This is a genomic window from Rossellomorea sp. H136, from assembly GCF_056838065.1.
Map to the genome: position 1 here is coordinate 3,272,533 of NZ_CM166371.1, position 20,470 is coordinate 3,293,002.

20 protein-coding genes are annotated in these 20,470 nt (G+C 40.2%); 2 read left to right on the plus strand and 18 right to left on the minus strand.

Annotated features, from left to right (window positions below; translation table 11 throughout):
• Window positions 1–189: 189 nt before the first annotated feature.
• From ACYH0O_RS16830 to ACYH0O_RS16850, 5 genes are all read right to left on the minus strand, one after another.
• Entirely contained in the window at window positions 190–1,383 is a 1,194-nt protein-coding gene (locus ACYH0O_RS16830) for a M14 family metallopeptidase (RefSeq protein ID WP_482629618.1), read from the minus strand.
• A gap of 101 nt (window positions 1,384–1,484) precedes the next feature.
• Window positions 1,485–3,353 (minus strand): LTA synthase family protein, encoded by a 1,869-nt coding sequence (locus ACYH0O_RS16835; RefSeq protein ID WP_482629619.1) that lies wholly within the window; start codon window positions 3,351–3,353, stop codon window positions 1,485–1,487.
• Window positions 3,354–3,711: 358 nt separating this feature from the next.
• Entirely contained in the window at window positions 3,712–4,680 is a 969-nt protein-coding gene (locus ACYH0O_RS16840) for an ROK family glucokinase (RefSeq protein WP_482629620.1), read from the minus strand.
• Window positions 4,681–4,685: 5 nt separating this feature from the next.
• Window positions 4,686–4,892, minus strand: coding sequence for a YqgQ family protein (locus ACYH0O_RS16845; RefSeq protein ID WP_113970503.1), 207 nt, complete (start codon window positions 4,890–4,892; stop codon window positions 4,686–4,688).
• Between the two features lie 153 nt (window positions 4,893–5,045).
• Window positions 5,046–6,506 carry a spore germination protein gene (locus tag ACYH0O_RS16850; RefSeq protein ID WP_482629621.1) on the minus strand — a complete coding sequence of 487 codons (1,461 nt, stop codon included), beginning with the start codon at window positions 6,504–6,506 and terminating at the stop codon, window positions 5,046–5,048.
• Between the two features lie 141 nt (window positions 6,507–6,647).
• Between ACYH0O_RS16850 and ACYH0O_RS16855 the strand changes: the two genes are divergently transcribed.
• Window positions 6,648–7,526, plus strand: a complete 879-nt coding sequence (locus ACYH0O_RS16855) for a hypothetical protein (RefSeq protein WP_482629622.1) — start codon at window positions 6,648–6,650, stop codon at window positions 7,524–7,526.
• Here ACYH0O_RS16855 and ACYH0O_RS16860 read toward each other — a convergent pair.
• The 9 genes from ACYH0O_RS16860 to ACYH0O_RS16900 all read right to left on the minus strand — a co-directional run bounded on the left by ACYH0O_RS16860 (window position 7,523) and on the right by ACYH0O_RS16900 (window position 16,214).
• Window positions 7,523–9,124: a rhomboid family intramembrane serine protease gene (locus ACYH0O_RS16860; protein ID WP_482629623.1), complete on the minus strand. Its 1,602-nt coding sequence runs from the start codon at window positions 9,122–9,124 to the stop codon at window positions 7,523–7,525. The two genes, ACYH0O_RS16855 and ACYH0O_RS16860, sit on opposite strands and share 4 nt — an antisense overlap.
• Window positions 9,125–9,679: 555 nt before the next feature.
• Window positions 9,680–9,859, minus strand: coding sequence for a hypothetical protein (locus ACYH0O_RS16865; RefSeq protein WP_482629624.1), 180 nt, complete (start codon window positions 9,857–9,859; stop codon window positions 9,680–9,682).
• An 87-nt stretch (window positions 9,860–9,946) separates the two neighbouring features.
• Window positions 9,947–10,729: a DUF92 domain-containing protein gene (locus tag ACYH0O_RS16870; protein ID WP_482629625.1), complete on the minus strand. Its 783-nt coding sequence runs from the start codon at window positions 10,727–10,729 to the stop codon at window positions 9,947–9,949.
• Window positions 10,722–11,285 carry a 5-formyltetrahydrofolate cyclo-ligase gene (locus ACYH0O_RS16875; protein ID WP_482629626.1) on the minus strand — a complete coding sequence of 188 codons (564 nt, stop codon included), beginning with the start codon at window positions 11,283–11,285 and terminating at the stop codon, window positions 10,722–10,724. The genes ACYH0O_RS16870 and ACYH0O_RS16875 overlap by 8 nt, the downstream gene beginning before the upstream one ends.
• A gap of 110 nt (window positions 11,286–11,395) precedes the next feature.
• A complete protein-coding gene (gene rpmG, locus ACYH0O_RS16880) occupies window positions 11,396–11,545 on the minus strand; it encodes a 50S ribosomal protein L33 (RefSeq protein WP_064091498.1) in 150 nt (49 codons plus the stop codon).
• A gap of 57 nt (window positions 11,546–11,602) precedes the next feature.
• Window positions 11,603–12,184, minus strand: coding sequence for a hypothetical protein (locus ACYH0O_RS16885; protein ID WP_482629627.1), 582 nt, complete (start codon window positions 12,182–12,184; stop codon window positions 11,603–11,605).
• Window positions 12,185–12,190: 6 nt separating this feature from the next.
• Window positions 12,191–13,198, minus strand: a complete 1,008-nt coding sequence (locus tag ACYH0O_RS16890) for a nucleotidyltransferase family protein (RefSeq protein ID WP_426890859.1) — start codon at window positions 13,196–13,198, stop codon at window positions 12,191–12,193.
• Window positions 13,195–15,510 (minus strand): glycosyltransferase family 4 protein, encoded by a 2,316-nt coding sequence (locus tag ACYH0O_RS16895; RefSeq protein ID WP_482629628.1) that lies wholly within the window; start codon window positions 15,508–15,510, stop codon window positions 13,195–13,197. The genes ACYH0O_RS16890 and ACYH0O_RS16895 overlap by 4 nt, the downstream gene beginning before the upstream one ends.
• Entirely contained in the window at window positions 15,507–16,214 is a 708-nt protein-coding gene (locus tag ACYH0O_RS16900; protein WP_482629629.1) for a DUF4912 domain-containing protein, read from the minus strand. Before ACYH0O_RS16900 ends, ACYH0O_RS16895 begins: the two co-directional genes overlap by 4 nt.
• A 352-nt stretch (window positions 16,215–16,566) precedes the next feature.
• Here ACYH0O_RS16900 and ACYH0O_RS16905 point away from each other — a divergent pair, with 352 nt between their 5' ends.
• Window positions 16,567–16,914 carry a helix-turn-helix domain-containing protein gene (locus ACYH0O_RS16905; protein ID WP_482629630.1) on the plus strand — a complete coding sequence of 116 codons (348 nt, stop codon included), beginning with the start codon at window positions 16,567–16,569 and terminating at the stop codon, window positions 16,912–16,914.
• A 103-nt stretch (window positions 16,915–17,017) separates the two neighbouring features.
• Here ACYH0O_RS16905 and phoU read toward each other — a convergent pair whose 3' ends face one another.
• The 4 genes from phoU to pstC all read right to left on the minus strand — a co-directional run bounded on the left by phoU (window position 17,018) and on the right by pstC (window position 20,411).
• The gene (gene phoU / locus ACYH0O_RS16910) at window positions 17,018–17,677 is read right to left on the minus strand and encodes a phosphate signaling complex protein PhoU (protein ID WP_188048648.1); all 660 of its coding nucleotides are present in this window, start codon (window positions 17,675–17,677) and stop codon (window positions 17,018–17,020) included.
• Window positions 17,678–17,765: 88 nt separating this feature from the next.
• Window positions 17,766–18,566 (minus strand): phosphate ABC transporter ATP-binding protein PstB, encoded by an 801-nt coding sequence (gene pstB / locus ACYH0O_RS16915; RefSeq protein WP_482632594.1) that lies wholly within the window; start codon window positions 18,564–18,566, stop codon window positions 17,766–17,768.
• A gap of 58 nt (window positions 18,567–18,624) precedes the next feature.
• On the minus strand, window positions 18,625–19,503 hold the full coding sequence (pstA, locus tag ACYH0O_RS16920; protein ID WP_149157849.1) for a phosphate ABC transporter permease PstA: 879 nt from the start codon (window positions 19,501–19,503) through the stop codon (window positions 18,625–18,627).
• Window positions 19,504–19,505: 2 nt separating this feature from the next.
• Window positions 19,506–20,411: a phosphate ABC transporter permease subunit PstC gene (pstC, locus tag ACYH0O_RS16925; protein WP_482632595.1), complete on the minus strand. Its 906-nt coding sequence runs from the start codon at window positions 20,409–20,411 to the stop codon at window positions 19,506–19,508.
• Window positions 20,412–20,470 lie beyond the last annotated feature (59 nt).

Consider the following 20,470-nt stretch of genomic DNA (forward strand, 5'->3'; position numbering starts at 1 on the left):
GGGCTGTGCAAGCCGCCTCCGCTTTTGTTTCATCCAGCTCTGGCGGCTAGCCCCTCGAGGTCATAAGACGAACCTGCCAAAAAGGCAAAGGACGCCTTTCCGCCAGGTTCGTCTTATGCTTGTCGGGGCTGATCAAGCCGCCTCCGCTTTTGTTTCATCCAGCTCCGGCGGCTAGCCCCTCCGCTTTTGTTAGTACCAGCGATAGATGGATACGAGGAAGATACCGAGCATGTCTTGGTAGATTTCGTTGAATTGAGAGAGAGGCAGAGGATTTATTCCTTTTCCTAACTCTATGGTAAAACCCGCTTTTTTGAAATCTTTAATGAACCAATCCTTGTAACCCGCATAGCTATCTATATATCTGACTGATTCATACCCGCTTACTCTGTTAAAATCTTCTGCCAACTTTGAAGCTTCCGGCGGCTCTAAGCCCTCATAGCCCCAGTAGAATTCCTTCCCTTGAGTGTGGAGGGCAAGCAGCCGGTCGAACTTTTCCTGTCGGGCCAGTTTTGCCATAGCGACTGTTTCAGGTTCTGAAAGAGGCTTATATCCTGGGAAATCTCTCGGAGCTGGTGCTTTTTCTTCCTTTCTTTCTTTTTCCAGCTCCCATTTGGCAGGGAATTGGTTATTCAGGTCTACTCCTCTTATATTTGCTTTCCAACCTGTAAAGTCGGAACTTCCCCGATTGATTTCGATTAATTCTTTTCGTTTGTCCTTCGGTGGACCATTCAAGACGAGATCTACTCCATCCGGATTAACCATAGGTACAAACGATATCGTCACCATTTCATATAAAGGGAGGGTTTGAATTCCTCTCATGAGACTTCCATTCGTTAACGATAATAAATAGTCATTAATGAACGTCATTAAGATGGAAGTGGTTATCCATTCATTTGCATGAAAAGATGCATCTATATGAACCTTTTTCTTTCCAGTTCCAACTCTCATTTCAATGAGATCTTTTCCAAGGACACTTTCGCCGACCAAGTTTAATTTGATGAACGGATAGATATCTTTTAATTTTTTCACATCTTCTTCGAATGTTTCTGAGCAATAGGCTTGTTTCCCATTGATTATCGGATAAACCACTCTTGATGGTAGAAAAATGTTTGACCCTATTTGTAAACGGTTAGGATTAACTCCTTCGTTCAGTAGGATTAAGGCGTCTACTCCAATATTCCTCTGCTCTGCGAGCGTCCAAAAGGAATCTCCTCTTTTAATTGTATGGCTTTCTTTTCTGAATCCAGGGAGTTCTATCTCTGTACCAATCTTCAATCCATTCGGATCAACAGAAGGGTTCGAATCAATGATTAATTGGATTGGAATATAAAACAACTGGCTATAGTACCAAAGAGAATCGCCACTACGAACTTTCACTTTCATGAAGGAACCTCCCTCTACATACGTCCTTACTTACATGTATGAATGGTTCTATAATTCATGACAAAAAAAGCTTGCGAATCTCTTCGCAAGCTCTTTCTTACTTATTCATCATGGTCTTCGTTTTCACCATAAAAGCGAAGGAGGTCTCCATTAATAATCTTATCGGAGTATTCCAGCTCCTCATTTACACGCTCTTTGTATGGCTCACAGTATTTCATATCCGTTGTTTCTTCGGATTCTTTATTCCAGCACTTTTCACCTGCAAAGACATAGTCCTCAGTGATGAATCGACCGTCACGGAGAATGGCCAGATTTTCATGCTGACTGGAGAATATATCAGAACCAAACTGTATATCTTCCTTCGTATCGATTCCTAAAAGATGCATAATCGTTGGTTTTAAGTCAATTTGCCCGGAAACTTTAGAAATGGTCTTCCCTTCCTGCCCAGGAACATGAATGATTAAAGGAACCTCTTGAAGTTGTGTACTTACAACTGGTGTAACTTCTTTGCCAAGATATTGGCTCATGGCCTTATTATGATTTTCGGAAATGCCGTAGTGATCTCCGTACATAACGATAACAGAGTTTTCATATAAACCTGATTCCTTTAAGTCTGTAATGAAGTTCTTTATAGCTTCATCCATGTAACGGACAGTTTGGAAATAACGATTGACCGTACCGTCATTGGATGTATAAGGATCGATAAGCTTATCTTCTTCGTCTAATGTGAATGGATAATGGTTCGTCAGTGTGATCATCTTCGTACTGAACGGTTGAGGCATCTCTTTCATATGCTCAACAGATTGCTCAAAGAAAGGAATATCCTTCATACCCCAGTTAACAGAATTCTCTTCCGTTACCTCATAATCCGGTAAAGAGTAGAAACGTTCGTATCCTAAGGAATCATACATAATGTCACGATTCCAGAAGCTTTTATTGTTTGCATGCATAGCGGTTGTATAGTATCCATTTTCACCAAGCTTTTCCGTCATGGATTCAAACTCATTTCCTGAATGAGTGAAGAAAACAGCCCCACGGTTCAATGGATAAAGAGAATTGTCGAGTAAGAACTCGGAATCAGACGTTTTCCCTTGTTGGGTTTGATGGTAGAAATTATCGAAATAATAGCTTTCCCCAATGAACTCATTAAGGAAAGGTGTAATTTCCTGACCATTCATTTCGCTGTTAATGACAAAGTTCTGTAGTGACTCAAGTGATACCATGATCAAGTTCTTGTCCTTTGCCACACCAAACATTTCTTTATCAGGTTCGATGTAACTTGCACGAACATAGTTATCAATATCCGCTAATTGACTGCCGTCTGCCATTGCTCGTTGAGCAGAAGACTTTGATTGCAAGAAAATATCATACACATGGTAATTATACGTTCCAATATTCTTTACTAACATTTCTCGATCGAACGTTCTTGTCAACAGCTGTGGTCGTTCCGATTCTGCCAAGCCAAGGTTAAAGAAAACAAGGGCCGTGGCAACCAGGAAATACGCACGTCGATTGGCTCTGCTATAGTTTTGCAGAGAGAACCATGTTGGCTTTAACTTGATGATAAGAATTAACACAATGACATCTGTAAAATAGAATAAATCCTTCCAGCTCATTATTGCACTGGCACTCGTACCTAAATCAGAGAAATTGCTCGTTTGAAACAGGACGGGGAGTGTCAAAAAGTCATCAAAGAATCGATAGAAAACAACGTTTCCGTATAGGATAAACGAAAGGACGAAGCTTGCAGCGATAATATAGCGGGTGCGAGACTTATCCTTTTTAAGAAGTAATCCTACTCCGAAAATAAAAAGTAAGAAACTTAGTGGGTTGATGAAGAGTATAAGTTCTTGGAGTGTATTCTCTATCTTTATATCAAAACTAGTTTTATAGACAATGTAAGTTTTAACCCAAAGGAGCAATGCAGCAATGATAATAAGAGAAGCCTTTGGTGTCTTTTTCAAATTCATTTAATCAACCTCCTTGCTACAAACGGTTCATTCGTATGTAACAAATTCATGTAATATTTTTAATGGTAAAATTAGGTAATATCAGACGTGCAACCTTGACCTATCTTAATACTTTTTTTACAAAACGTCAAACTCCAATTCACATCGATGATGTATGATAATTATTTAAGTCTTATTCTCTTACCCATACTATTAGACGATTGAAACAGATGAAAGTTTCAAAATAACTATATTTTTTCAAAACGGTCCCTTTGTCCCTAGGTCATATTAACCAGCGAAGCTATTTAGTAGAATAACAGAAAAAAGAACCCTCCCTTTCAGGAAAGCCCTTTCTTAAAAATAATTATGACTTATTTCATCAGATCTTATTCTTTACTAACCAGGCTGCACCGATCACACCTGCGTCATTTCCAAGTGTAGCAATACTCAAGTTTGTTGAAGTACGGACGGTAGGGAATGAAAATTTCTTAAAATATTTCACGACCGGGGTTAATAAGATTTCACCCGCTTTGGATACTCCTCCACCAACGACGATCTTTTCAGGATTCAGGGCATTCCCTAAATTTGCGAGGGACAACCCTAAATAGAAAGATAATTGATCAATGACTTCAAGGGCAAGTTCATCATGTTCTCTGGCTGCATCAAAAATATCCTTTGCACTGACTGTTCCATGGGACTCTCTTATTCCTCTCAGGACAGACGTTTTTGTTGTCGCATCCAGTTTTTCATTTGCGAGACGAACGACTCCAGTCGCAGAAGCAACCGTTTCCAAACAACCTGTCTTCCCACAGTTACATTGGAATCCACCTTCAGGAACAACGGTAATATGCCCGATTTCACCACCTGCACCTTTCACCCCGTGCACAATATCTCCATTTGTTATGACTCCCCCGCCAACACCTGTTCCAAGTGTCACACAGACGATATCCTTTGCTCCGTCTCCTGCACCTTTCCACATTTCACCCAGTGCCGCGCAGTTTGCATCATTATCAATAACGGCTGTTAAACCTGTTTCCATTTCAAGTAAATCTTTTAATGGCGTATTCTTGTCCCAGCCTAAATTAACGGCTTCGTATATAATCCCTTTCGCCATATCGACAGGTCCCGGCGCACCCATTCCGATTCCGACTAGTTTATCTTTTGATTGATCTAAGCTTTCAAGCTTCTTATCAATCGCTTTAGCAATATCTACAATAATATTTTTGCCATTCTCTGATTTATCAGTAGGGATTTCCCATTTATGTAAGAGCTCACCATACTTATTCAAGAACGCGATTTTTGTCGTCGTGCCTCCTAAATCTACACCGACCAACCATTTTTCTGTCATCTTTATCACCTGTCCTGTTTTTCTTTTTCAATTTCTATTTCATGTCGCAACAAAAACAAAGCTGTTTGAAAATCCCGCGTTTCGATCAGCTGGGATTGATAAAGTTCTATTAGTTCGCCTTCCATTAGTTGCAGGTCGGAAAGACGATGCCCAACATAGATAATGGTCCCATAACTTTTTAATAACTGTTGGATATCATAAATCGTTTTCATAACATACACCCTGCTTTCTATCATTCACATTAAAGTATAAGTGAAAATCCCTATCTTCTCAATACGCAGCTATTAAATATCCTATCTAAATTAACAAACAAAAAAAGACCTCCTTAATGGAAATATCCAATAAGAAAATCTCTTCAACTTCTATTAACGATCGGGATCTTTCGGATGGAGAAATCGTGGTCGTCTGTTTTTTAAGGGCATAGGTGAACGCAGGAAGACGTCTCGGAATGCTCTCAGGTTAAACGGAATAAATGGCCACATATATGGAATATCAAAGGAGTTCATTCTTGACAACATGATAATCCATAGCAGTATACCCACAACAAATCCATACACTCCAAATAATGCAGTGCAGATCAATAAGAAAATCCTGACTAACCGGTTGGCTAAGCTCATCTCATAGCTTGGCGTTGCAAAGGTACCGATTGCTGCAATGGCCAGGTAAAGAATGACTTCGTTAATAAAGAGACCAACTTCCACCGCCACTTGTCCAATCATTAACGCAGCAACGAGACCAAGGGCCGTAGCTAAGGAAGATGGGGTATGAATGGCAGCCATCCTGAGAATATCGATTCCGACTTCAATGATTAAAAATTGAAGGAATAAAGGTACTTCCCCTACATCATTTGGACCTACATAACTCAATGCTTCGGGCAATAGTTCAGGATGAATCGCAAATAAATAATAAAACGGCAGTAAGAAAATCGAACTCCACACAGCAATAAACCTGACAAAGCGCAAGTAGGCGCCAACTGAAGGCTTGTTCCTATATTCTTCTGCATGCTGGAGGTGATGCCAAAAAGTCGTCGGTGTAATCAAGACACTCGGTGAGCCGTCCACCATAATAATGACGTGTCCTTCATATAAGTGTGCTGCAGCTGTATCCGGCCTTTCCGTATAGCGTACCATTGGATATGGATTCCAGTGACGCCCGGCAATAAACTCTTCCAATGTCTTCTCTCCCATAGGAAGACCATCTGTATCGATCTTCGATAGGGCATCTTTGATTTTGTGGACCAAATTTGGATCGGCAATGTCTTCAATATAACTGACGACTATATCCGTTTTGGATCTTCTCCCAATTTGCATATATTCCATTCGAAGCGAAGGATCACGAACTCTCCTTCTTGTCAAAGCTGTATTAAACACTATCGTCTCGACATACCCGTCCCTTGAACCTCTCACCACCCGTTCGATATCAGGTTCCTGTGGTCCTCTGACTGGATACGTTCTTGCATCAATCATAATGACCTTGTCAATACCATCTACCACAAGTGCTGTGGGACCTGCCAATACTAAATCAATCACTTGGTTCAAATCATCTACTTGCTCGATCTCTATGTATGGGATGTACGTCTTCAATAATTTTTCTAACGTGTCTTCTTCTAATTGTTCAGGACTAAGTCCTGACAAAAGCTTCATTAGATAATGCATAATATCATCTTTAACAAAGCCATCAACTAAAAACATCGCCATTTTTCTCTCAGCATACTCCAAATCCAGTTGAATGACATCAAAGCTTTTGTCTACTGCTAAGGTATCCCTTAGATAATTGGTGTTTTCTTCAATCTGAGTAGAGACAGGCTTTTTCTTTTGATTTGTCATTAGCCTTCACTCCTAATAACTTTACATGAATTTCCATCTTTACCATCCTAGACAAAGCAGCTAGAAAACATACATCCTATCATATTGATATCATGCACTTCATACTATTTACTAAATGGACATACTACTGGAGTGAACGAAATGAAACAAAGACTAAAAGAAGCCATGCCCTTTCTTGTCATCATGTGCATTGTTGCTCTTGGGATTCAATTTGTTTACAAGCCCCAAACGGAGGAAAGCATTATTTTTTTCCCAATAAATGAACATGTTTCCTATGAATCTGCCACTACAATTCTGATGCTTCAACCAGAGAAGAAAAATGATCATTATGAGGTAAATTGGAAGGTATCTTCAAAGCTTGATACACCTGCCTATTTACGTCAGGATGTCGGCTTTATATTTATGAACGGGAGACTAAAAGGGCTCATGAACGAATGGGAACAGGACACCGATCAAATTGTTGAGGAATCAATCATAAAGGGAAAAGAAAGTAGTCTCCTTCAAGCTGTGTCTTTCCACTATTCTGAAATTCATGAAACGGAAACAGATTTTACGAGTGCTCAGAAAATGTCTGAAGATACATTGTATGTGATTGATTCAAATTTCAGCCCTTTAAATGCCTTCCGACAACCCGGTACAGATGCAGAAAAAGAATGGAAGAACATACTGGACAAAGTGACCTCTCAACAACTTGACTATCTATGGGAAAAGGCAATCACATCCATGCAAATCCCTATGGAAGAATATACATCCTTTCCATTAACTCATCTCCCTAAATTAGAAAATCAACCTTTGGAAGGATTCACCGAGCAAGAATGGGAACGTGTAATAGGAAACCTTTGGGAAGGACTTTATAAAAACTATTATTTAGGAATTAAAAAAGAGGACGGCTCTGTCATTGAGTCAATAGACAGTGCTATCCCGCTTATATTAGTGAAAAAAGATCGAAAGGAAGTTCTCGTGTTACTGATAGATAAAAACGGAGAAGCTTCTTTACTTAAACAACAGATTTCCATTTAAGTGTTCTCCTGTAACTCTTTATAAAGTTTTTCATAATTTTCATCCTGCCTATTTAATTCATAGGCTTTTTTTGCATGAACAAGAGCCTCCTCTCTGTCACCCGAGTCGATCAGAATCAACGCAAGATTGTAGTGAGCTTCATGAAACTCACCATCTTCTTGGATCGCAGCTCTCAAATGATCTTTTGCTTGTGCTAATTTGTTCATCTTGATTTCAGCGTATGATAAGTAGAAATATGTCTGTGCATTTGGCGAGCCTTCTTCAACTACCGGGACAAGAATATTTTCCGCTTCCTCCCACTGTTGATTGGAAATTTTTTCTTGAGCCACGCCATTCACAGTGTTAACATCCCAAGATGTTGGATCTGAACCAATCCCCCTCGACACAAGAACTCCAACAAGTAGGATACTTCCCGTCAGAAAAAGCAATTGACGCAATGGGCGGTGACCATTCGGCAAGCTGACAATTCCTGCTGCAAGAAAACCACCCACCAATCCACCGATATGACCTGCATTATCAATTCCAGGGATCGTAAACCCCAGGACTAAATTCAACAGGATCACCGCAATAATATTGGTACCGATCGTTCTAAAGAAAATCTTCGGGTATAGTACGCCGAAATACAGCAATGCACCGAAACAGCCGAAGATTGCGCCACTGGCTCCTGCAGATAGATTGGATGTAAAAAGGAAGCTTGCCAGAGATCCCGTGATTCCCGATATCATATAAATGAAGATGAATCTGAGACGTCCGAACATTTTTTCCACTGCCATTCCAAGATAAAATAGGGCCAGTGTGTTCATAAGTAAATGCAGTATTCCTATATGCAGAAAGATCGGGGTTACAAGGCGCCACCACTCTCCTTCAATCATGAGGGGATTGTACTTAGCACCGAACTCAATCAGTGTTTGTGGGTCCTTGCTCCCACCATTTAGTTCAAGAATTAAGAACATGACCAATTGGAGAGCAATGAAGAAATAGGTAAAGAACGGCTTTCCTTTTTCAAACAACTGCCTTTCCTTTTGTATCTGTTTGGAAGAAGACGACATGGTCAAGCTTTTAATCCACTCTACATTGGCATCTAATACTTCAGAAGGAAGGTCCCAATCCCCTTCATTGAAAAAAGGGTCATTCCTAAGCGTTTCGACACTCTGATCGCCATGAAGAAGAAGTGGCTGAACGGATGTCTTTTGATAGTTCAGGGATTCCTGAACTAAATCTGGATCTGCATCTACAGGTGGATAAGTAGAGACATAGATATTCTTCATTTGAAGCTGCCTTTTCCCAAGGGATTTTCTGATTTTCTCCCCATTCACCGAGGTCAATTCCATATCCCGTTTGACCCAGTTTCCCCAATCCAGATCTTTCCGTACCATTCGAATGACGTTCGCATCTTTCTTCCCGGTATTCTCAAGCCATATTTCATCCTGATTGGGTGAGAGATTAAGAATTCTATATTGTTTATCCTCAACCAAATGGTAAGCTATTTTCCAAAACAAATAATGATAACGTAAATCCACATCATCCACTACTTTCTTTTTGGCTCTTTTCTTAAAGATTGTTGTTTTATAACATAGGGTCTGCTTGGGCTCTGTCAATTAGTTTATGCTGGATGGTGAGGGGAACTGCTTCGCTTGCAGCTAGCGTTCAGCCGAGCCTCCTCAGCTTAGCCGAACGGGGTCTCGGCACGACCGAAATCCGCCGAAGTCTACGCAGTTCCCTCACCATCTTTAAGAGAAATTTCGTGACAGAGCTTTAAGGTGTGCAAAAAAGACAATGTAACTAGAAACCAGAATTCTTCTTCCTTAATAAGAAATCAATTTCTACTTAACTTAAAAGAGGTTGTTTGCTAAAAGATTTTGTTTTTATTTACTTTTTTAAAATAAACATGCTCAGAAAGTTGATTCTCGCTGCAGGATGCTCGACTCCTGCGGGAATAGCTGGACAGGTGAGACCCCGGAGGCTTGCCGCCAGCCCCGCGGAAAGCGAGCATCCTGTAGCGGAAATCAACTACTACTTTCTTCTTTAAGCTTGCCACAAACTTTTCTCTATTTAAGAAATCCTATTCTCCCCCTACTATACCGAACCTTTTCTTAAACTGTAAAACAAAAAGACTGTAAGAGAGATTTTCCCCCTTACAGTCTTTTTGACTTTTATCCTCTGAATGCACCTTGAATGAATTTAGAGCGGATACCAGGTATCCCCATCGCTGCTTTCACAGCAAATTTTCTAATGAGAAAGTTCCCTAGAAGTACATTTAACAGTCGATACCGATTCGGAACCAGAAAAAGAATCAAACCGCCAAGCACTAACCATTTTGTCCATCCGTTCATGATGATCCCTCCTACTAGTAGTTTGGATCATTATAGAGAAGCTTATCCCACTAAATTGCAAGGAAACGATACTTTCTTTCGTTACCGTCAATAGAATATGAGCATAAGTACTCCTGCAAAAAGACTAGACAGAGCATTCACTGTCTCATTGTTCATGAGAGGAAGCCCTTTCGTTTTTTCTGTGTGGTGTTCACAATGAATTGATGACTCTGTTCGAAGATCGCAGACCGGACACCGGTACTCCAACTGTATGAACGCGCCAAGCACTGTATCCAGGATGTTTCCTAAAAACCCGGAAAGGAGAAGGAGTAATAAGAGATATACATCTATGACATTCAACAAAATCAATGAGGCTAGTGAGATAAGGGCAGATCCCAAGAAAGCCGCTACCGTTCCGATGATGGAAACAGCACCTGACGTGCCTTTTGGAACTCTCCTGAACGTTCTTATGGAAAACGGCATTTTATGACTGAGAGGACCGATTTCTGATGCCCATGTATCAGCGTTTGCCCCTGCGATTGACGCAATGAAGGCTAGTGTCCAGACTTCGTTTCCCGTCACACTGAATAATAAGGCAAAGAGGGCTGCAGGACCTCCGTTCGCCAACACTTGCTGCCAGTCCCTGATGGACGTTTTCGCTAAGCGCTCCTCGATCCCTATCTTGCTTTTCTTAAAAAGGCGTGACCATATGCTTGATGACAAGAAGAACACGCCTAATATTAACAGCCCCTCAAACCCATAGGAGCAGCCAATAGCCAGGCCTATCATTATGGCCATTATTGCGCCTGAGAGACTTAAATTACTGGTTTTCCATCCTGCTATGGCGATAGAGAAAATAAAAAGGAGAAGAAAGAAATACTCATTAATCACAATCGATTCGTCCCTTTTCCGTCAAGATCGTTCCAACGGGTATGTCGAAAGATTCGATTGGCAATGTATCGACCATTTGCTCCACAAAGGCAAGGGACATCGTCAGCCCCGAATAGGTTGAGAGTAACCTGTCATAATAACCCCCGCCAAACCCCAGACGATAGCCCTTTTCAGTAAAAGCTAAACCTGGAACGATCATCAATTCAATAGCGTTAATATGTACAACGGTCGACTTGTCGGGGTCTGGTTCATACAAATCAAAATAGGATTGTTCGAGCTGTTGGAAATCCTGAAGTTCAAAGAAGACCAATTCATGGTTTTTCGGAAAACATTTCGGGACTACTACCGTTTTCCCTTCCTCCCAGCCCCGTTTGATGATATTCCACGTATTGACTTCCGGAGACTTTGAAATGGTCACCGCAACAGTATTGCTCTTCATCCACTCAGGAGATTCAAAGAGTAATTGTTCTATTCTAAAACACTTTTGTTGAAAAGCTGTATAATCGATTAATTTTAATGATTGAAGCTGAAGATCCCGTAGTTCTTTTTTAGACATAATATCCCTCCATACTTACTATACAGATATTATTTTAATGGATTCTCTATGTAAATGCGATGTTGTAACAGAATGAGCATAAAAAAAAGCAGCGGATAAAATCCGGCTGCTTATTTCGTTTCGCGGTGAAGAGTCACACGCTTTAATTTCGGGCAATATTTTTTTAGCTCAAGACGGTCTGGGTTGTTACGCTTGTTCTTGGTTGTAATATAGTTACGCTCACCAGTTTCTGTGCAAGCTAAAGTAATGTTTACACGCATTATTATTTCCCTCCAAACATTTACATCATCTACTATTCATACGACTTTTCTATAATATCACTTTTCTTTCGGAAATGCTAGTCCGTTTTTTATTCTATCGCTTAAATTTGAAACCTCCTCTTCCAAAGCTCCTTCAATGGCATACACTTTGCCTTGTTTCACTTCAAATGGCTTGAATGAGAAGTCTAACATATAGACCATCATATTAAGGCCATTGGTGATTGGATAGTAGTAAAGGCTTCCGTTACTCAGGGATTTCTTCCATAGTTGCAGGCCTTTCAAATTAAGGGGATAGATGGATTTCTTAACAGAGCCCGCACAGGAAACAATGTTCGTGATGGCAACAAGTTTACCACTGTAATTCCAGAACGTATCCTTGGATAGTGATAATACCCCAACTCCATCTTCTTTACAAGCGAGCCATTCAATGAGAAAGAAAACCTTAAGATCTCTGCTTTCCTTTGTGGTATTTTCCATTTCAAAGGCAAAGGCTTCTCCCCAGCCTTCAATATGTTCGTTAATTTTCACACTTATGCCGGTAAGAGAGGTTAGTTTCTCTGAGTAAAGGGGTACGTATTCATTTTTCTTGTTCCAGGCTATTCCTTGGATATGGAACTTTTCATTCGGATTCTCCTTCATTAGCCTCTACACCTTTTGCCAGATTTTTATTTTCTTTCCATAATATCTGGCAAGCTCCCTTGCCAGATTTCGTCTGTCAGCTTTGGAATAAATGATGAATCCTCTTTTTGGATCACTGATGATTTTCGTTCGGCCACCATCTCTATGATCAAAAACGATCTCTTTCTGACTGGAGGAAGACGGAACGCTTTCCAGTAATTTAGCAAGGACGATGGGTTTCTTACCATTTGGACACGCTACTTGAAGTCTGGTGATAAAAGGCTCAATAAAGCCTTTAGAGTGGTGGAAGCCTTTTTTTAAGGAGGGGGGAGAATATTGCCCCTTCATGAGATCATCACGTGCGCATTTATATTCTTCCGGGTTTCCGATATCTCTCCAATAAGCACTTGTTTTAAAAACATAGACTTCCTCATTGTTCGTAAGCAGCTGAGGAATGAAATCCTGACCGAAATCCCTCGCTCCTAAGTGAGCATAGCGATCAAGCAGTCGTGGATCTAACATGTATACCCCGGTGTTCACCTCATTTCCTATCCACTCTTCCGGCTTTTCGATAAAATTAACCAATTTACGATTTTCGTTTGTATGACAAATCCCATATTCTTTTGGATTCTCTACTTCTTTTGAGACGACGGTCATTGCCGCTCTTTTCTCATAATGGAATTCAATGACTTTATCTATTGGAATATTCGTGAATGCATCTCCACTTAACACCAGGAACGGTTCACGAAGTCGGTGCCTGGCGAGGAAGATCCCTCCTGCTGTTCCAAGGGGAGATTTTTCCTCCAGATAGGTAATGTTTACATCGAAACGTTTCCCATCACCAAAGTAGTCTTTAATCGTTTCGCTTTTGTAACAGGTAGTGATGAGAATATCTTTAATTCCATATGACCTGAGGAGGTTGATGCTGTATTCCAGAATTGGCTTATTCAGAATCGGAACCATTGGCTTTGCAATCGACATTGTATAGGGTCTTAACCGCTTGCCTTCTCCACCTGCCAATATTACAGCCTTCATCTTTTTATGCCTTCTACTTTTGATTGAAGAAGCACATCATCGTATACGTGGATGGTTTGTTCAGCGATCCGATCCCAACTAAACATGGATTGAGCCATTTTGAAACCGAAATTCCCTAATTGCTCCGATTTTGAAGGATTTTCAATTAATGAGACCAATTGTCCATAAAGGCTTTGTTCATGATTGGGCTCAAATAATAAGCCAGTTTGTTCATGTTTCACGATTGATTTAAGTCCTCCTGTATTGGAGGCGACCACCCCTTTACGGAAAGCCATTGCCTCCAGGGCAACAATGCCGAATGGCTCATAAAGACTTGGGAAAATTACCGCTAAACAATTTTTCAAATAGTCATTCCGCTCCCTATCAGAAATGTATCCGATGAAGGACACACAATCACTCAGGTCTTCATGGGCTACCATTTGACGATAATGCTCTAACATCGGGCCTTTTCCAGCTATGATAAAAGAGATGTCGAATCCTTCTCTCTTTAACTGTGAGGCTACCCTTATAATCGTGTCGAACCCTTTCTCGTGAACCATCCGTCCGATTGAAAAGAAATACGGAGTGGAAGGCTGTTCAAAGCTATAAGGAGAAGATTGATCGAGCTTCTCTAATTCTACGCCATTTGGTATCACAGCGACTGGTGCTTCGATAGTAAATAAGCTCTTGATTTCCTCTTTCATATGCTCACTGCACACAATAAGGTGGTCAGATGCACTAATGAGAAGCTGCTCTTCCCGGTGAATCTTGTGTTGCAAATCGGTATATATTCCTTGATTGCGTCCATGTTCAGTTGCGTGAATGGTTGTGATGAGAGGAATTGAATAGTACTCTTTCAGTTTCATCGCTGAAGTGGACACAATCCAATCATGGGCATGAATATGAGTGATTCTTTCATCTCTTATCAGATCATGAGCGTAATGAATGAACGCCTGATTTAAATCAAATACCCATTTAAAGAAGTCTTCTTCATATGGATGCAGGGGATGTACACGGTGAATCGTAACCCCTTCCATTTTCTCAAGTGACAGGGCATCATTTGCTCTGGTCGTAAGAACTTGCACCTGCTTCCCTTTTTTCACAAGATTATTAGCCAGGTCATACACATGCCTTGAGAGTCCCCCCACGATATTCGGCGGGTATTCCCATGAGAGGATCAGAACGGAATCCTGTTTCACTGCTTTTTCTTCTAAATTGCCTGCGAAAAGCTTTTCTAGGATTTCATCAGATGGAAATGGAACGACCCTTTTACGATGAAGGAATAAATGTTCATCAACCTGACCTTCCGTTACCATATTAAATAAGCTGTCAAAGTGAATAGTCCCTAAGTCTGACTCAATATTCGTCCCTTCCAGGCTCGCGATCCATTCCCGCATTAGTTGATGTGCGACCTCTGTCTGCCCTGCAGATGAATACAGATCATCAAGTTTCTCTTCCATACGATGAATGATTCGAATATTCTTCATGGCCGCGTCAGAAAGAATAGGGGTTTGCTTCTCCATCCCAAGAAAACCAAAACCTACTCTGGAAAGAGCAGTAGAAGATTCCATCTTTTCCTTTAATGAGTGTGTGAACTCCCCATTTATCCATTCATCGTAGCTTAAATGATCCTCGATGAAAACAATGGAAAGTGAATGAACGTCCTCTTCTAATGCCCCGATCCCTCCTTCTGAAACCGGTATTAACCTTAACCCCCTAGGTGTTCTAATGACACCGCTATCCTTCTCTTTTTCACTATGTTCATACGAGTGGGAGGATATAAATGTGAATTCGATTCCTTGCTTAGTAAGGTATAAGTCAATTCCAGGAACATACGCTGCCCGAGGTAACCAAAAAAACTTCGGAATCATTTGGAAATACTGCTTGTACAACAACGTACCCATACGCACTTGAGACTCAATCGCCCTTGGAGTCCTGTAATGTGTCAGTGGGAATGAGCTTACAGTCGTAGGAATCACGGTAGCTTTACCTTCTATCACCAAACTCTTATAGGCTTGTACGAAATTCATGTCATGGGTCGACCACTGAGAATAGACCAGCTGCCATTTACTCTTTTCATGCGGGTCTGCTTGTAGAAGGTTGGATTGAATGATTGAGTGAGCTTTCTCCTTAAACTCTTCACTCATAAAAAGCGAGAAGAGGGTAGGGTTTATCACGACAGGTATAGAGGTTGCTCCGTTACGCTCTAGAAGATCTAACAATGCACTATTTTCGAGAAGGATAGAAGTAAGTAGATCTTCCCGTTCGTTACATTGTGAAAAAGCCAGTTCGTTAAATTGTGGATATATCATCACTGCCGAAAGTCCTTTCATGCCTTTTCCTCCTGATTCATTACATAATACGAATAGGTGCTCACATGCTCCACCCATTTCGGTTCTTTAATTAATCCTTGCTCATATTCAAATAACTCTTTCATACTATGATACTCCTGATGATGGGACGTTCTTGGGGTGTGGATTACATTGGAACGGGTGAATGCAACAAAGTCACCTGACGGTAAGCGTAATCCAATTTCCATACAGTAGCTTCTGTTTTCCTTTAGACCATTTACAAACCAATCACTCTCCGTATGGGGAACATATGAATCTGAGTATGTGTGATGATTATGTCCGTTAAAGGAAATCGATGTAATATCATATAAACGAAGGACAAAAGGTTGAGGGTCATCATTCATTTTAAAATGGCTTTTCACATGGCGAATCCATTCTTGAGAAATGTTCCAATAGCAATAGATTCTGGATGACGTAGAGAACATGATTGATAATTCAGTGGCACGCGGGTTTTTCGCACGGGGCTTAGGCATCTTTCTCCCAAAGGAAGCTCTTCCTACCCGTTTTTTCGGTATTTTCGGCTCAATCACTTTAACAGGGGTACCCTCATTTACAGTAGAGTTTCCCTGAGCCTTCTGATACTTCACCCATTGATATTGAACTTTCCCAACGGTAGTATTCAGCTCTTTGGCAATTTTCCTGAATGACACTCCTTGTTCTTTTAACCGAATGATATCTGTGATCAAAGCAATTCCTCCTAAAGAGTAACTAAATATTATATAATTTCAATCTAAAAATTATGACAATTATCTATAAATTCATCGTAACACCCTATTCAAAAACCTACAATAAACGCATTTTGTCGTATCTTGTTAAACGTGGTGATAATGGGGTTTATCATGCATTTTTTTTGCAAATTATTATGCTGAAATGATATTTAAGCGTTTACATTATCGGAACGACAAGATTCTTTCATAACTGCCCAGTGACATTCGACAAAATATTGGTTCTTTCCACAAATTTATCCTTCCATCTTATAGAGATAAGCCATTATCTATGCTATAACTAAAGGAGAATAATACTGTATGAGGTGATATAGTGGATTTACTATTCATTGGATTAGTAAGCTTCTCTATCCTATTACTAGTCATTTCGTTTTTCCAACGGGATCGGTATCGTGATATTGAAAAAGACATAGAAGAATTGTCAATGAATGTTCTTCAGGAGCATTATCAGTTAAAGAAGAGAATACGGGTACTGGAAGAAGAGTTGATGGTGAATGGCGATGCTCCTTTACAAAAAACAGCTTCTGTCAGAAAACCCATTCATGAAGTTGTGAAAAATCAAGTCATTGCGTTATATCAACAAGGGATACCTGTCGAACAAATCGCAAAGCAATCTGCACTTTCTAAATCAGAAGTCCAGCAGCTTATTTCAAAGCTATAAAAAGAGGGTCATGAATTAACATTAAATTTATTGACTGCAATATACTCAATAGAATGCATAGAAAAAGCTGTCCTTGTGGGGACAGCTTTTTTTCTGGTAGTGTCTATTCATTCAAATCGTAACGACGACCTTTCACTAGATAGAATACACCTTCTGCAATGTTTGTTGAATGATCTGCAGCTCGTTCAAGATATCGGCAGATGAATGAAAGCTGAGTAATCTGAGCCGTGAATTCAGGCTTTTCTTTATTGAGAGTCAGAAGCTCTACAATCGTTTCACCATATAAGTCATCTACCTTATCATCCATATCAGCGATTCTCTTTGCTTTCGCCACATCTTCTTCGACAAATGACTCTAAAGTTAGCTGAATCATTTCAGATGTTATGGCATGCATTTCTTTAATATGATGAATCGGTTTAATTAGTGGTTCATTACCAATACGGATCGTTGATTTCGCTACGTTCACAGCGAAATCTGCGATTCTTTCCAAGTCCGAAGCAATTTTGATAGCAACGATGATTCTTCTTAAGTCAGTTGCCACTGGTTGTTGCTTAGCTATAGTCAGAATGGCTAAATCATTGATTTCCTCTTCCAGATCATCGGCTTTTTGATCGCCTTCGATAATAGCTAGCGCAGTATCAACATCCTTCTCTTCTAACGCTACAATACTTCTCTCAAGTGCAACCTTTGCAATGTTACCCAAATCCATTAGTTTGGTTTGCAACTCTTTCAAATTCGCATCAAATTGTCCTCTAACTGCCATGAAATATACCCCTTCCTCTTTCAACACTTAAGCTTCTCAATTGTAGGAATTAAACACCCGGTGATATTTATCCTTCTTTGAATGTTAATTAACCGAAACGGCCGGAGATATAGTCTTCTGTACGCTTATCAGATGGAGTAGAGAAGATTTTATCTGTTTTGTCAAATTCAATGACTTCCCCGTTCAGGAAGAAGGCTGTGCGGTCAGAAATACGTGCAGCCTGTTGCATATTATGAGTAACAATAATAATACTGTATTCTGTTTTTAACTCTTGAACCAGCTCTTCAATCTTTAATGTCGAAATCGGATCCAGAGCAGACGTAGGTTCATCCATCAGAATGACATCGGGTTCAATAGCAAGACATCTTGCTATACAGATACGCTGCTGTTGTCCACCCGATAAACCATATGCATTTTGATTCAGACGATCTTTCACTTCATCCCAAATCGCTGCTCCCCTTAAGCTTTTTTCAACAATTTCATCCAGCATTTTTTTGTTTTTAATTCCGTGGATTCGAGGACCATATGCAATGTTGTCATAAATCGACTTAGGGAACGGATTAGGCTTTTGGAAGACCATCCCCACCTTCGTTCTTAATTCCTCGACACGATAATTACGATCAAAAATATTACGCTCACGATAATAGATATCACCTGATGTTTTTACGCTTGGAATCAGCTCGATCATACGATTTAATGTTTTAATATAAGTGGATTTCCCACATCCGGATGGACCGATGATGGCCGTCACTTCATTTTCCATAATATCTAAATCAATATTTTTCAACGCATGATTTGTACCGTACCATAAGTTTAGCTGCTTTGTCTGATAAACAGGCTCTTTTCTCACTGAACTATTGATTATACCTTTATTATTGTTGTTCACCATTGTTGTTTCCATATTTGAAAGCCTCCTTCATCCATTTAAAACCAATAAAAATGCGATATTAATATCTTTTTTGAAACTTATTACGAATCAGCACCGCGATCGAGTTCATGAGTAACAGTAAGCCTAACAGGATAATAATCCCTGCAGCTGCTACATCATGGAAATCTGCTTGTGGTCGTTTTGTCCAATCGTAAATTTGCATTGGAAGAGCTGTAAATGTATCCAAGATGGAACCTGGTGTAAATAGTAATATCGTTGGTACACCGATAACGACGAGTGGTGCTGTTTCTCCGATTGCACGGGAAAACGCTAAAATGCTTCCTGTCAATATCCCGGGTATTGCAGCTGGTAATACAACTCTAGTAATCGTCTGCCACTTTGTAGCACCCATACCATAAGATGCGTCCCTTAACTCTCTCGGTACAGAACGAATCGCTTCTTGTGCTGCCACAATAATCACAGGCAGAATGAGCAAACTCATCGTCAAACCGGCGGCCAGTACACTTTGACCAAGGGCAAAGGCCCGGGCAAAGATCGTTAAACCTAAAAGACCAAATACAACGGAAGGAACACCTGCAAGATTTGAAATATTCACTTTGATAAATTTATTGATTTTGTTTTGTTTAGCATACTCTTCTAAATAAATGGCCGTCCCCACTGCTAATATGAACGAAACGATAACAACAACGAACATCAGCCAAATCGTCCCCATAAAGGCGGCATAAATCCCTGCTTTTTCAGGGAACCTCGATCCCACATTTTGTAAAAATTGCAGATCCAAGTATCCAATTCCTTGAGTGAATACCCGATATAATAATACACACAACACGACTAAGCCAAATAAAGTCGCCAGGAAGAAAAGCCCTTTAAAAACGCTATTCACCATTAATCTGGAAGACATCTTTTTTAAGACATTTTCATGATTGATATACTTCATGATTAATACTCCTCTCTGAATCGCTTAGAGATGTATTGGGCTAGCAGGTTCATACCAAGTGTGAATAAGAATAAAGTGAAACCTACTGCATAAATACTATAGTAAATCGTCGTTCCATACCCTGCATCTCCTGTACTTACCTGAACGATGTACGCTGTCATCGTTTGAATGGAATCAGTAACATTCCAAGACAGGTTTGGAGAAGCTCCTGCAGCAACCGTTACAATCATGGTCTCTCCAATTGCACGGGAGATGGCAAGTACAATCGATGCAACAATGCCTGATACAGCTGCGGGTAAAACAACTTTAAGTGCGACTTCTAATTTAGTTGCCCCTAATGCTTGTGCACCTTCACGTATGGAATTCGGAACAGACGACATCGCGTCTTCAGATAGAGAAGCAATCATGGGAATAATCATGATCCCAACTACAATTCCAGGACTTAATGCATTAAATATACTTAATTCAGGTATGAATGACTCCAATAAAGGAGTAACAAATGTTAGAGCAAAGAACCCAAACACGATCGTTGGAATCCCCGCTAATACCTCTAATATCGGTTTGATGAACCTTCTTGAACGATCTGTGGCATACTCACTCAAATAAATGGCGGAGGCAAGTCCTATTGGTACTGCTACCACTACAGCTATTCCGGTAATCTTCAATGTACCCGAGATTAAAGGAATGATTCCGTAACTTGGATTCTGATTAGAAAAAGGAAACCATTCTGTTCCTGTTATGAATTCAAATACGGATACTCTCGAAAAGAATGTAAATGTTTCAAAGATAAGAGTAAATACGATACCTATGGTTGTTAATACTGAAACCCCGGCTATTGCAAACAAGATCCATGGTATAGACTTTTCAACAGAACGATTCAAGCCTTTACCACTTTTTTGTGAAATCATCTCCGCAACAGAGTATGATGATCCTTTTGAATTTGTAGCCATATAATGCAAACCCCTTT